Annotated in this window: 11 protein-coding genes; 10 read left to right on the top strand and 1 reads right to left on the bottom strand. The window is 37.8% G+C overall.

Going from position 1 to position 14578, the window contains the following annotated elements; all coding sequences use genetic code 11:
• Positions 1 to 58: 58 nt before the first annotated feature.
• The 4 genes from BKH46_RS09645 to BKH46_RS02125 are packed head-to-tail and all read left to right on the top strand — an operon-like array spanning position 59 to position 7273.
• Positions 59 to 472: a restriction endonuclease subunit S gene (locus BKH46_RS09645; protein ID WP_216358691.1), complete on the top strand. Its 414-nt coding sequence runs from the start codon at positions 59 to 61 to the stop codon at positions 470 to 472.
• Complete coding sequence (locus BKH46_RS02135; RefSeq protein ID WP_216358690.1) at positions 472 to 1323, top strand: restriction endonuclease subunit S; 852 nt, start codon at positions 472 to 474, stop codon at positions 1321 to 1323. The genes BKH46_RS09645 and BKH46_RS02135 overlap by 1 nt, the downstream gene beginning before the upstream one ends.
• Entirely contained in the window at positions 1323 to 4343 is a 3021-nt protein-coding gene (locus BKH46_RS02130; protein WP_095225183.1) for a type I restriction endonuclease subunit R, read from the top strand. Before BKH46_RS02135 ends, BKH46_RS02130 begins: the two co-directional genes overlap by 1 nt.
• A 2-nt stretch (positions 4344 to 4345) precedes the next feature.
• Positions 4346 to 7273: a P-loop NTPase fold protein gene (locus BKH46_RS02125; RefSeq protein WP_095225182.1), complete on the top strand. Its 2928-nt coding sequence runs from the start codon at positions 4346 to 4348 to the stop codon at positions 7271 to 7273.
• Positions 7274 to 8018: 745 nt separating this feature from the next.
• Here the strand turns inward: BKH46_RS02125 and BKH46_RS02115 are convergent.
• The gene (locus BKH46_RS02115; protein WP_172402536.1) at positions 8019 to 9338 is read right to left on the bottom strand and encodes a M99 family carboxypeptidase catalytic domain-containing protein; all 1320 of its coding nucleotides are present in this window, start codon (positions 9336 to 9338) and stop codon (positions 8019 to 8021) included.
• Between the two features lie 100 nt (positions 9339 to 9438).
• Between BKH46_RS02115 and BKH46_RS02110 the strand changes: the two genes are divergently transcribed.
• Genes BKH46_RS02110 through BKH46_RS02085 form a run of 6 tightly spaced genes read left to right on the top strand, consistent with a single transcriptional unit; the run spans position 9439 to position 14578 of the window.
• Entirely contained in the window at positions 9439 to 10047 is a 609-nt protein-coding gene (locus BKH46_RS02110; protein WP_172402535.1) for a flagellar FLiS export co-chaperone, read from the top strand.
• Positions 10048 to 10097: 50 nt separating this feature from the next.
• Complete coding sequence (gene gltX, locus BKH46_RS02105; protein WP_095225179.1) at positions 10098 to 11417, top strand: glutamate--tRNA ligase; 1320 nt, start codon at positions 10098 to 10100, stop codon at positions 11415 to 11417.
• On the top strand, positions 11417 to 11713 hold the full coding sequence (locus BKH46_RS02100; RefSeq protein WP_095225178.1) for a YggT family protein: 297 nt from the start codon (positions 11417 to 11419) through the stop codon (positions 11711 to 11713). Before gltX ends, BKH46_RS02100 begins: the two co-directional genes overlap by 1 nt.
• On the top strand, positions 11710 to 13350 hold the full coding sequence (locus BKH46_RS02095; RefSeq protein WP_095225177.1) for a lytic transglycosylase domain-containing protein: 1641 nt from the start codon (positions 11710 to 11712) through the stop codon (positions 13348 to 13350). Before BKH46_RS02100 ends, BKH46_RS02095 begins: the two co-directional genes overlap by 4 nt.
• Positions 13347 to 14180 (top strand): UTP--glucose-1-phosphate uridylyltransferase GalU, encoded by an 834-nt coding sequence (gene galU / locus BKH46_RS02090; protein ID WP_095225176.1) that lies wholly within the window; start codon positions 13347 to 13349, stop codon positions 14178 to 14180. The genes BKH46_RS02095 and galU overlap by 4 nt, the downstream gene beginning before the upstream one ends.
• On the top strand, positions 14177 to 14578 hold the full coding sequence (locus tag BKH46_RS02085) for a hypothetical protein (RefSeq protein WP_095225175.1): 402 nt from the start codon (positions 14177 to 14179) through the stop codon (positions 14576 to 14578). The genes galU and BKH46_RS02085 overlap by 4 nt, the downstream gene beginning before the upstream one ends.

Genomic DNA, 14578 nt, shown 5'->3' with positions numbered 1-14578 from the left:
AGCAAAAATAATGGAGTGATGGGTATGACTTCTTGCGGAAAATATATAGGAATTTGTTATGTGGAAAAATTGTTTCATTAGTGACTTAGGTGATGTTGTAGGTGGAGCAACTCCACCTACTAGCAATCCAAATAATTATGATGGTGATATTTCTTGGATAACCCCTAAAGATCTTTCTAATTATAATGAAAGATATATCACTAGGGGAGAAAGAAACATTACAGAACAAGGGTATAAAAACTGTTCAGCACAGATTTTGCCAAAAGGATCTGTTTTATTTTCATCGCGTGCACCTATTGGATATGTTGCAATCGCAGCAAATGAGATGTGCACTAATCAGGGCTTTAAAAGCATTATCCCTAATGAAAATACAGATACTTTGTTTTTGTATTATCTATTGATCTATAATCGCCCTCGAATCGAAAGTATGGGAAGTGGCACAACATTTAAAGAGGTTTCAGGTCTTGTGTGATGAAGAAAATACCTATTTCTATACCAGTAAAAATAGAAAAACAACGAGCGATTGCAAGGGTTTTAGGGAGTTTAGATGATAAGATTGAGTTGAATAATCGGATAAATGATAATTTAGCAGCTCAGGCTCAAGCGATTTTCAAAAGCTGGTTTATTGACTTTGAACCCTTTGGGGGCATTATGCCTGATGATTGGAAAGAGGGTGTTTTTAATGATGTTATATCTACGACACTAAGTGGAGATTGGGGAAAAGATACAATCATAGGAAATAACACCCAAGAGGTATATTGTATCCGTGGTGCAGACATTCCAGACATAAATATAGGCAATAAGGGTAAAATGCCTATTAGATATATTCTCCCTAAAAATTATATTTCTAAGCGATTGACTGCAGGAGATATTGTCGTTGAAATATCAGGAGGCAGTCCAACTCAATCAACTGGACGCTGTGCTATTATCACTCCATCGCTTCTTAAACGTTATGATTTGGGTATGGTTTGTACGAATTTCTGTAGGGCTGTTAAACCTTTGAATGGATATGGATCGTTTGTGTATTTTTATTGGAAATATCTGTATAATAAAAAGGTTATGTTTGTCTATGAAAACGGGACGACAGGTATAAAGAATTTTGATATTTCAGGTTTTCTTGAAACAGAACTGATTGTTATTCCTGCTAAAAAGATAATCGATCAATTTGAAAAAATTATAGAAACATACACATCTAAGATATTCTCAAATGGTTTAGAGAACGAAAAACTTGCCACCCTCCGCGATTCACTTCTTCCTAAGCTTATGAGTGGGGAGATTGAGGTGCCAGTAGCAGAAGAAATGATAAAGAAAGGAGCCCAATAGTGTCTTTTAGCGAACAAAGCTATGAAAATGCAATTATGCAGCTATTGGGCGAGTTGGACTATACCTGCCTTTATGGGCCAGACATTAAACGCGATTATAAAAATCCACTTTATATGAATATTTTGGTTGAGCAGTTGCCACTCATTAATACTAGTTTGGAGTATCAAGCGATTCAAGAAGCTTTGCATAAACTAACCCATATTGAACACGGAACATTGATTCAAAAAAACAAACATTTTATGAACTGGCTGCAAAACGGCATTGAGGTTAGTTATCAAAAAAATGGCAAAACAAAGCACGATATTGTGCAGTTGGTTGATTATCAAAACTTAAAAAACAATATGTTTCATGCCATCAACCAATGGACGATTGTTGAAAATGAAAATAAACGCCCTGATGTGGTTATTTTTGTGAATGGGTTGCCATTGGTTGTGATCGAGCTTAAAAGCTGTATGCGTGAAGAAACAGATTTTTCTGATGGATATCGTCAGATTAAAAACTATATGCACGAAATCCCTGTTTTGTTCCAATATAACGTTTTTTGTATCATCAGTGACCTTGTTGATTCAAAGGTTGGCACGATTACATCCGGAATAGATCGCTTTGTGGATTGGAAAACTATTGATGGAGGTTATGAAGAAACTCAATACGTTCGCTATGATGTGTTGTTTAAGGGTATGTTAGAGCAAGTGAGATTTTTGGATATCATCAAGAACTTTATTTTGTTTTCTAAAAACACACCTGAAGATATAAAAATTTTGGCCGCATATCATCAATATTATGCAGTAAAAAAAGCGATAGAATCTACCCAAAAAGCCATTGAAACAGACGGCAAAGCCGGTGTGTTTTGGCATACGCAAGGCAGTGGAAAATCCATTTCTATGGTATTTTATGCAGGACTTTTACAAAAAGCTCTTAAAAGTCCGACAATTGTTGTTATTACTGATAGAAACGATCTTGATGACCAGCTTTATACACAATTTTTAATATGCAAAGATTTTTTGCGCCAGACACCAAAACAAGCAACAAGCCGCGATAACTTAAAAGAGCTCTTAGATGGCAGACAGGCAAATGGTATTTTCTTTACCACGATACAAAAGTTTGAAGAAGCCGCTGAAGCTTTGAGTATGCGACGAAATATTATTGTAATGGCTGATGAAGCGCACCGTAGTCAATATGGGCTGATAGAACGAGTGAAAAAAGATGGAACGTTTGTGATTGGCGCTGCACGCACTATTCGTGATAACTTGCCCAATGCGACTTTTATTGGCTTTACAGGAACTCCTATTTCTTCCAAAGACCGCAATACACGCGAAGTTTTTGGTGAATATATCGATGTGTATGATATGACACAGGCTGTTGAAGATGGCGCTACTCGTCCAGTGTATTATGAAAGCCGTGTGATGAACCTTGGTCTTAAAGAGGATATATTGCGCCAGATTGATGCAGTGTATGAAATGTTGGCACTTCATGCCAGCGAGCAAGACATCGAGCGTAGCAAAAAGGAACTCGGTAGTATGGAAGCTATTTTGGCCGCACCAGAAACCATTGATACGCTTTGCAATGATATTTTAAAGCACTATGAAGACAGCCGAGAAAACCTTTTGATGGGAAAGGCAATGATCGTTGCTTATTCTCGCCCGATTGCGATGGATATTTATAAAAGGATTTTAGAGCTTCGCCCTAGCTGGATAAAAAAAGTTAAAGTTGTCATGACATCAGGTAATAACGATCCTGAAGAATGGCGTGGAGTTATTGGAAACAAGACTTATAAAAAAGAACTGGCACGCAAGTTCAAAGACAATAATGATCCGATGAAAATTGCCATTGTGGTTGATATGTGGCTGACTGGTTTTGATGTGCCAAGCTTATCGACAATGTATGTTTATAAACCAATGAGTGGGCATAATTTGATGCAGGCTATCGCTCGTGTAAACCGCGTATTCAGAGATAAAGAAGGCGGTTTAGTGGTTGATTATGTGGGTATTGCTCGCGCACTTAAAAGAGCAATGCATGATTACACCATCAGAGATCACAAAAATTATGGCGATATGGATATTGCAAAGACTGCCCTGCTGACATTTAGAGAAAAGTTAAAGATTTGTGCTGAACTATTGTATGGGTTTAATTTTGCTGCATTTGTGGATATTGATACAGATGATAAAACAAGGGCTGGGCTTATCCAAGGTGGAATTAACTTTGTTTTGGGCAAGGACGAAGCAATGCAAACCACATTTCGCAAAGAGGCTCTTTTATTAAAACAGGCTAGAAGCCTTTGTCAGAGCTTATTAGGAAGAGATGAGCGTATGGAATCTGCCTATTTTGAGGTCATATATGTTGCATTGAGTAGGATTTCAGGCGATCGTAAGCTGTCATTAAAAGAGATCAACGAGCAAATCAATGTTATGCTAACACAAAGTATCCGCAGCGAGGGTGTGATTAATCTATTTTCAGATAAAAGTGAAGAGTTTTCTTTGTTTGATCTGGCTTTTTTGGAAGAAGTAGCCAAGATGAAAGAGAAGAACTTGGCAGCTGAATTGTTACGCAAGTTAATTTCTGAACAAATTACTCTGTATAAACGGACAAACCTTGTTCGGGCCGAAAAATTCTCAGAAAGAATGCAGAAAATTATGAATGCATATCGTAATGGGCAGCTATTAAACGCTGAAGTTATAGAAGAGCTACGCAAAATGGCAACAGACATTGTAAAAGACCACGAAGAAGGAATGGTCTTGGGTTTAGGCAACGAGGAATATGCTCTTTATGATGCCATTGCCAAGCCAGAGGGAGTGAAAGACTTTTATAGCAACAAACAACTGAGCAAAATGACAAAAGAGCTTACCGAAAAACTACGCAAAAACCGCACCATCGACTGGCAGAAAAAAGAAAGCACCCGTGCTGGTATGCGATGTTTGGTTAAACGATTTCTTAAAAAATATAAATACCCATCTGAAAGCATAGAAGACGCCACAACTATCGTTATAGCCCAATGCGAAATATGGACTGATGAGGGAGAATAAGAATGGCTTTTGTAAAAGATATTGAAATTGATCTAACTGAGGATGGAATTGATTTACTTAATGGTAAATCGTATGCAGTTGCTTTAAAAAACGCAATTTTAGATGATACGCCCAGTAAGGAAGCATTTGTGATTGGCTTGCTGGGCGAATGGGGAAGCGGCAAATCGTCGATTGTACAAACGGCAGAAAGCTTAATAAATAAAGATAAAACCAAAAAAATAAAATTTATAACATATGATGCTTGGAAATATATAGATGATAATTTCAGGAGAACCTTCATACTTAGCATTGGAAAACAACTAGAGCTCTCAGACAGGGAGATAGAGACTTTAGAAGGAAAGCTCTATACTGATTCGACTGTTGAAAAAGCAACAAAACACCTTTCTTTAAAAAATATTACAATACTTTCCTTTGTAATAGCTGGATGCTTTTCTATTCTTCATTGGGGCTTTGGTATGGAATGGAGAGGAGCCGGAGCCTTTTCCTTGTTTGGAAGTTTGTCTATATCATTTATGGCGTTTTGTATGAGCGTTGTATCACAGTTATTTAACGAACATAAACAATCTCAGAGTGTTCCTTATTTATTCTCTCCTGAACAATTTGAAAAAGAATTCAAGCAAGTTTTATCTCATAAAAAAGCTAAAAAGTTTAAAAAAATAGTATTTATTATAGATAATATTGATAGATGTGATTCTGAAACAGCATACAGGTTACTAACAAATGTGAAAACATTTATGGTGAAACACGATAATATCATATTTGTTATTCCAGCCGATGATGAATCACTATGCCAACATTTTTGCTCAAGATTTAGTAGAAATATGAAGACTGCTGGCGAATTTTTGAGAAAAATATTTAATGTAGAGATAAAGATAAAACCCTTAGAAGAAATAGAATTATTTGATTTTACAGATAAAATAAATAAAAAGAATAACTTGGGTTTTTCCAAAGATGCTATAAACATAATTGCCAGTGAATATGCTTCCAACCCAAGAAGAATTATTCACTTTTTCAATAATATTAAAAGCGAATTAGATGTGTTAAGTACAAAATTGTCTGAGAAAGAAATAGATGATGTTAAAAATATTGTTTGTAAAATTTTAATTATTCGAGAGGAATGGCCAGATTACTATAAACTTATTTTAAATGATTCGAGACTTATAGCTGCCTCAGAATATTCACCTAGTGAAGATTTGTCACAGACTAAAAAACAAGAATTAAAATCATTGAATAATTTTCTAACACGTACACATACATTTAAATTTTATGGTAATGAGCAGTTGTTAGAAAAAGTTCTTTCCAATAATTCTGTATTTGATGGATTGTCTCAAGATATCCGCTCTGCTGTAAAAGAATTAGAAAAAGATAAAATACAGTCTTTTGTGAGTAGAAACCCTGAAAATCAGGAATCTCTCCTTAATTACATTATTGAACGATTGAAACTACATATAATACGCGAAACTTGGGCAACAGAAGTTCCAAATTTATTTAAAGCTATACTTTGGATAGATTCCGTATGTCCAATAACATTATCTATGAATTCTAGGTTAGAGAGAGAATTAAAAGGGAAGCTAAGTAACTTTATTGAATACTTGGAAGGTTCTGATGGAGCGTTTTATACTCTCCTCTCCTCTTATTTAAACAATTTGCAAAACCAGAATAAAAAATACTTTATACAAGAGCTATTGACGGAATATTTTGATAAAAAATTAACCAATGAAAATGTAGAAAAAGAAGAAGGTCTTAAAATAACTATTAATATGTTTGAGGCTATTATTACTGGGGCAGTAGATACATCTATTTTCTCTAAACATAAAAATACTTTCTTGTGTTGGTATAGTCTTTCAGATACGACTATATCTGCTGCAAAATTGAAAGATTTGTGCAATTTTATCTCTGATGACTTATTGCAATACATAATCGGAAAAATAGAAAAAGATAATAATATTTGTATAGGCGATTTCGTATATATTGTTTCAAACATAAAAACATCTTCCAATATTTATAATATGTTTTTCACCAAAGTGAATGAACTATATTCAGCTTATGCACACGAAAATGGTGATGAAATTTTAAGAAGCATAGATGCCACTCTGCCAATATTATATACCATGAATATTTCTTCTGACTTGGAGGCTCTTAAAATATATGTGAACAATATTTTCGTAGAATCATCAGCTGCATCCTTGATTGGTAATGATATTTCCGAGGAGAAGAATAGAGGAAAAGTTATTGAGTTTCTTGCGTGGCTATATAAATCGACAAACAATTCTATAGAGGCTACCCCTCATTTTGAAAAATTATTAACCTTATATCCTGATGAGAGAGATAATGTTTTAAGTAAATTGAAAGAAATAGGCGTAATCGAGAATATCGCACCTTTGGCAAAAATAGTATTGGGTCACAATATCTTCACAGCATCATATATCTACTGGATGGAAAAGCTTTCCACAAGCTATGAACAAGGAGGATATGTGGTTGGTGTTGATATATTAACAAAAGAGATAGAAAATATAATAAATAAAATATCTAGTAGTGATAATGAATCTGATCTTAAAAAATTAAATGCACTTTTAGAATATTTACTAAAAAACAGAGTGGAATCAAAAATAGCTATAATTGACACAGTAAAAGGAATGACAAAAGATACAGTTATTAAATTATCAGAGAAAATTCGTATGCTGTTCCTTGATAAAATATGTGAAGATATTGCTTCTTATGAAAATGATACGAATATACTTACATCTATCGCAACATATGGAAGTAAAGAAAATATAGAAACCTTGATGTCTGCAATCTTTAGAAAACTTGTTGAAAACAAAGAAGAAATGATCAGCATTTATAGCATTATCCCAGCCGAAAAAGTTAAACTGGCTGATAAAAGGAAAATGAAACCTTGGCTGGAGGAAGAAACTCCTGCTGTAGAGTAAATAGTAGATTTTCTAATACTTCTCATCCAAAATCCTCTTAATCCTAGTAATCTTATCTTTTGCTTGCCTATCATTTTTTAGAGCTAGGATGAAGGTTTGGAGGAAGTGTTCGAGGAGTTCGAGGTTTTTGGTGTCGGCTTTTTGGGGCGACCAACGGGGTTGCCGGAGGTTCCGTTTTTGAAGCAGTGCTGGGCTGGTGGCTTTTATGCATTGTGAAATATCCTTTCGCTGATACACGCTCTTATTACCGTGTAAGTCAAGTTTATTTCCCTGATACTGCGAATTAAATTCCCTATTATTTTTGGTGTTTATGGTATGGTCTGCTCTGCAAACGCAGTATTTACGCCATATCCGCAGAAACAACCATCTTTCCAAACCTTCAAATTTCCCTGTATATTCCCTGATAATTGGCATTTTACCTCATTGTTGTATGCTACAAATGACAAGGCGGTTGCTCGCCACCATAGCTAGTTTTGCCCCATTTCTTAAAAATCAATTCACATCAATCCTAGATAATTCCAATCAATCAAAACTCATAAAATAGGTAGTTTTAGGCGTATGGTTTTTTAATAAAAAATATAGGAAAATTGATTTTTAGTTGATTGGGACTAATTATCGTTAGGAAAAAATTAGGCAAAATCAAATAAAAAAGTCAAAGTATGAGGGAGTAAAACTCAATAGACTAAAAATAGCGATAGTGTGTATTTTGCTAGATTTACCCAAGAGAGCTCTCAAATCCCAAGCTTTAAGGGAATTTTATCAGCACCATACCACTAAACTGATCACCTTTATAAATCTCAGCTCTGAAAATCTTCCCTGCTTTATCGATGGAAAATTTTGGTATGCAGTCTTTGTGGTGGATTGTAATCCCTGTTTCATTGGGCTTGGGCGAGGGGTCGTTGGGGATTACATACCCGATAATATTCACACGATAGCCATCAATGGGAGGTATTTGGAAATTTTCTTTGACTTCAATGATACTAGGGATAGGGAAAGTCTTGTTTTCTCCATCGACTTGGATATCAATAGCACTCAAGGAATGATCAAACTCGATATATTCGGGCTTGATTTTTGTCATCAGTTTGTTGCCATATTTGAGCCAGATTTCATTGTTTTTCTCCAAAAGCCCGATGATTTTTGCTCGCGAATCCAAAGGGATTGTATCTAGGCGCACACCTTGGGGCATAGGAAAATAGCTCAGTGTCCCTCTCAGACCATACAAAGGCAAGATAATGCTTTGATCGATACGCACATCTAGGGATTTGTCATTGATGAGGCGATAGAGGGCAGTGGGCGTGAGCTCAAAGTCTTTTTGATAGGCGATACCGATTTGATTGAGCATTCCCTCAATAGCCAATAAATGGTAATAAACCCTTTGTTCTAAGGAGAGTTCTTTGCTCGCTTCATTAGCAAATGCAGGTTTATTGTTTTTGATAGCAAAATATGTGAGTGCTTTTTCCATTTCCTTATCCCCTTTGGCCGTGAAGGTATCGCGGATATGGTATTGATGGATAGGCTTGAGGAGCTTTTGATTGATATAGCCCGTGACTTGGGTTAAGATCCCAGCGAGATTGCCATAAGGCACATTATGTAAGCTCTCTTGGTCGATGATTGAGCAATTACCCCAGCGATTAGGCCCTAACAAGGGGCTTTGGTATATGGGGCGATAAAAGCCACTGCCATCGTGGAGATGGAGGATAGCGCTCACTTCAGGGGCTGTGATGATGTTTTTGATGTGCTGGATAATGGGATATTCAGGATCGCTAGTTGCAAGAGAGGCAAATTTGCGGTTCATATCATCATAAATACCTCGATGGTTTAAGAGCATACTATGCTTATTGAGCACGGGGACAACCCATACATTGCCATTGAGGATTTTATAATGCATCAAAAAAATATTGGTCGCATTAAAACCCCCGGGCTCATCTCCTTGTATCCCCCCTATCAGCAAGAGAGTGGGCGTATTTGGAAGTGTTTGGAGTTTGAGTAGATCAAAGTCGATGGGCGCTAAAGGCTTGGCAAAACTGAGGGCAAAAAGACCCATCATCATCAATATTTTTTTCAACAATAAATTCCCCTTGATAATTTGGGTGTCATTATACCAAAAGCAAGGGAACAAAATGTGCTTTTACTTTTGGTATAAAGTCTGCTTGAAAGGGGCGATAATGCTAGATAAAGATATGCTTTCGATTTTTAAAAAACATCTCAATGGAGCGTGTGCACACAATGGGACACCCATCGCTACAGATACAATGGATAAATCCAGAAAGATACGCAAATTTGGCGAGGATTTTAAGAGTGCTAATGAATTTATTGGGAGTTTGCAAGTTTTAGACAATGCTCTCAATCAGCTCCTCATACAAGCCCAAAAGCTTCTTGATATACACCAAAACACAGACCAAAATGCAAGCACAGACCCCAATATAGCAGATACAATCCAAGCAGCAGAGGCGATGGAGGGGCTTTGTGTGCAAGAGATGGGGCACAGGATTGAGAATTGCTCTTTTTTGGGCACAGCGCTATTTGATACGATTTTGAGCGTGCAGGCTAATGCTAGCACGATTGCTGTTGAAGTCTTGAGCCCTATGCCTTTGATATACAAAAAAAATTATGCAGAAGTTGTTGCTTATTTAGAAGATAAAAAATCTGAAGTAAGCCATGCGCTTGCTAGTATCCAAGCACAGATTACCCATCAAGATATTTTTGAAAAAGATTTTGCAAGCACTCCATATGCAAAATTTGACACTCAAGAGTTTTTAAAACATCTGAATTGAAACTTTTTAGGTAAAATGATGTCTTTATAGCTAGCCAAAAAGGTCATTAAATGCTTCGTTTTGCTCCCTCCCCCACAGGGGATATGCATATTGGCAATCTTCGGGCTGCCATTTTTAACTATATCATCGCCAAGCAAAAGGGCGAAAAATTTCTGATTCGCATTGAAGATACAGATTTTGCCAGAAATATAGAGGGCAAGGACAAAGAAATACTTGCGACCTTGAATCTCTTTGGGCTCATGGGCGATATGGTTGTCTATCAGAGCCATAATTTTGAGCGCCATCGCCATTTTGCCGACCATCTCCTCCAAAATAACAAGGCTTTTTATTGTTATTGCACAAAAGATTTTTTAGAGAAAAAAAAGCAAGAAGCCCTAGAGCAGCGGCTTCCCTTTCGTTATGATAATACTTGGGCAATGCTCCAAAAAGATGAAAATCCTCGCCCTGTCGTGCGCTTGAGAGGCTCTATGGAGGCAGTGTGCTTTGAAGATACTATCAAAGGCAAGTTAGTCTTTGAACCTCATGAGCTCGATAGCTTTGTGATTTTGCGTGAAGATGGAGTGCCTACTTATAATTTTGCTTGTGCGTGCGATGATATGATTTATGATATCAGCTTTATTGTGCGCGGTGAAGACCATGTCAGCAACACGCCCAAGCAGATTTTAGTCCAACAAGCCCTAGGATATACCCAGACATTAGGCTATGCCCATCTTCCGATTATTTTAGGCGAAAATGGCAAGAAAATGAGCAAGCGCGATACTTCTTCGAGCGTGCATTGGCTTTTGGAGCAAGGATTTTTACCCCAAGCAATCATCAACTATCTCATCTCCATGGGTAATAAAACCCCCACAGAAATTTTTACTCTCCAAGAAGCCACCGAGTGGTTTGATATCGCTAGTGTCGCAAAATCTCCTGTAAAATTTGACATCAAACGACTGCGTTATATCAATCGCGAGCATTTCAAAAAGCTCACTGAAGATGACTTCGCACTTTTATTAGGCACGCAAGATGTGCGTATAGGGGCATTAGCAAAGCTCCATTTAGAAGAAGCTAGCACACTCAATGAAATCCGCCAGAAGCTTGATTTGATTTTTGCCCCCAAAGATATTCATGCAAAATATGAGGGCGAGGACTTTCATACAGAGTGTTTGGAGCTTTTTTATGTCCTCAAAAGTATGGCAGAAGAGCCAATAGATACTTATGAATCCTTTAAAAATATAGCCATCAAAGAGAGCAACTTGAAAGGCAAGAGATTTTTCAAGCCATTGCGGATACTGCTTACAGGAGAGTCGCACGGGCTTGATTTGGGTGCGTTGTATCCTTATTTGAAATTTTATCTCAAAGACATTTTACGCATAAAAGGGGAGTGATGATTTTAAGTTCTATTTTAGAAGCACTAGGGAGTATTTTACATATTTTGATCACTCTATATACTTGGGTGGTGATCATATCTGCTTTGATCACTTGGGTGCGTCCTGATCCGTTCAATCCGATTGTTGTCTTGCTCACAAGACTCACAGAACCACTTTATTCACGGCTCAAAGCCAAGCTCCCTTTGGTGTTTAATGGGATTGATTTTACGCCTTTAGTGGTGATTGTTATCCTCCAGTTTCTGGATATGACTTTGGTAAAAATTTTACTTTCTTATGCTGCAAGACTGCAATGAAAAAAATTATTATTTTTATCTTTTTGCTCCATAGCTTGCTGATAGCCCAGCCCATCACTTTGGAGTTTTTGCAGAGTAAGCCTCAGGGCGTGGTGCGTGATTTTTATATTTGGCAGTTTATCTCCCTACCCACTACAACAATCCAAGAAGCCAAGCAAGCCTATGCGCTTGTCGCTTCTAAAACCCCAAGAATCCAAAAAGCGCTAGAAGCTAAAGGCGTCCCTACAGAAATGCCCCAAGATATTATGTGTAAAAATCTTAGCTTTGAAGCGCTCAAAGCCCAAGATGGCACATGCATTGTCTTTGGACTCAAGCTCTCAGATGTGCTGATGATTTCTGAAGCTGATACCCAGCTCATTATGGATAAAATCAAGCCCCTCAATCAAGCGCTCTATGAACAAATCAGTATTTTACGCAGTCCCCATATTTTAACCGCGCTCCTAGACACATCAGCTAAAAATTTTGGAACAATTTTTAATGGGCTCACCTACACCCAAAAGCTCGCCATTTTTAATGAACCCATCGACCCCAAAAAGCTCCAAGCTCTCGCTAATGAAAATAATGCCACTTTCAATAAAATGCTCCATACTATCATCTTAGATAGCCGTTTTGAAATGTTTAAAAAGTCTTTAGCACAAGCAGATATCACCCAATCAGATGCGAATACTTTTTTTCTCTTAGGTATCAATGAAGTGCTAGAAAAATCCGATAAAAAAGCTTTGGTGTATTTTGGACGCTCTCAAGCAGCAGCTATCGATCCTTTTATGCGCGATCGGGCTTTGTTTTGGCAGTATCTCATCAGCAAAAATAAGCTTTTTTTAAGAGAGCTTGCCCAAAGCCAATTTGTTGATATTTTTTCTATCTATGCCCATCAAAAACTAGGTGGCAAGCCTGCTTATACGATTGTATCGACTTTTGAGAATATCAGCTCCCAAGATCCAGATTTTGACTTTAAAGACCCTTTTGAGTGGCAGATTTTAAGGGATAATATTTTTGCTATCAGCGATACACAAGCTTATCAGCAAGTTTTGCATTATTTCCGATACCAAAAAACACTCCCCCATCTTGTGTATTTTCTCAATCGTGAGAGTAAATATAAAATCAATTATTTCATCACGCCCTATGAAGACCTGATTTCTTGGCACGATGATGATGAAAAATCAATGGTATATGCTATCGCTAGACAAGAGAGCCATTTGCTCCCTGCGCTCATCTCGCGCTCCTATGCTTTGGGCGTGATGCAAATCATGCCATTTAATGTAGCTCCCTTTGCTAAAGAAATGCATCTTGAGGGGATCACGCTCACAGATATGTTTGACCCACAAACTGCCTTGCGATTTGGCAATTATTATCTCAATCATCTCAAAGAAGAATTTCCCCACCCATTGTTTGTCGCTTATGCATACAATGGCGGGCCGGGGTTTTTAAGGCGGCTTTTGGCAAAAAATGAATTATTTCTAAAGGGGAGAAAATACGAGCCTTGGCTGAGTATGGAGCTTTTGCCTTATGAAGAATCGCGGTTTTATGGTATGAAGGTGATGGCAAATTATGTGATTTATCAGGAGTTGTTTGGGCATAAGGTCAATTTAGAAGAGCTCTTGAAAAAGACAATTATTTATACAAAGGACAAGAAATGATTGGCAAGTGTCTTTTCCCCGCAGCAGGCTATGGCACGAGATTTCTCCCAGCGACAAAGGCAATGCCTAAAGAAATGCTCCCTATCCTCAATAAACCTTTGATTCAATATGGTGTCGAAGAGGCCTTGCAAGCAGGCTGCCATACGATGGCAATTGTCACAGGTCGGGGCAAGCGCAGTATTGAAGATCATTTTGATATCAGCTATGAACTAGAACACCAAATCAAGGGTACAGACAAAGAAAGCTACCTCACAGAAATCCGTTCTTTGATACAAACTTGCACATTTTCTTATACACGTCAAAGCCAGATGAAGGGCTTGGGTCATGCTATTTTGAGTGGTGAAACTCTGATTGGGCAGGAGGCATTTGCTGTGATTTTGGCCGATGATTTGTGTGCAAATCCGATGGGTAAGGGCGTGCTATCTCAGATGATTGCGCTGTATGAAACATATCAATGCTCGATTGTAGCTATCGAAGAGGTGGATTCTTGTGATGTCGATAAATACGGGATTATAGAGGGTAAAGAGATCCAAAAGGGAGTGTATCAGGTTGCAAATATGGTCGAAAAGCCCAGTATCCAAGAAGCCCCGAGTAACTTAGCCCTTATCGGTCGGTATATTTTAACCCCAGATATTTTTGATATTTTGCGCCATACTTTACCGGGCAAAAAGGGCGAGATCCAGCTCACAGATGCCCTGCTCACTCAAGCGCAAGCAGGCAAGGTGCTTGCATATAGATTCCAAGGCAGGCGCTATGATTGTGGCAGTATTGATGGGTTTGTGCGTGCGACCAATGATTTTTACAGAGATTTCCACCCAAGAGAGCAATGATGTATGATATTTGGTTTTATTTGTTTTTTTGGGCGTTGGCCTTTTTGGGGGCTTTGTTTGTCATGGGCTGTGTGCTTGTGTATTTAGTGTTCCAGCCCTCGCCCCCACGCCCTGTGTCTGTCACTCTTGAAAATATCCAATCCTTGCTCTCTACGCTCAAAAAAGACCAAGAGTTTGAAGGGCTTTTAAAGGTTTTTTTGCAGCATTTCAAAAAGCTCCCTAGCGATACAGACCCCAAATATTGGCTAGAAATCATTGGCAAAATCGCATCATTGGAGTATTTTGACACCGATAGAGTAGCCCAGCTCTCTCAAGAGCTTCAAGAAGCTAACACAGAGATGGAGAGAGAGATTGTCGATACCATTGGTTTGGCGTTAAAAAATAGAAGAAAGAGGTAA

It is taken from the genome of Helicobacter sp. 12S02634-8, from assembly GCF_002272865.1.
Classification (GTDB): domain Bacteria; phylum Campylobacterota; class Campylobacteria; order Campylobacterales; family Helicobacteraceae; genus Helicobacter_J.
Note: the sequence above shows the minus strand (reverse complement) of the source record. Positions and strands in the feature narration are given on the sequence as shown.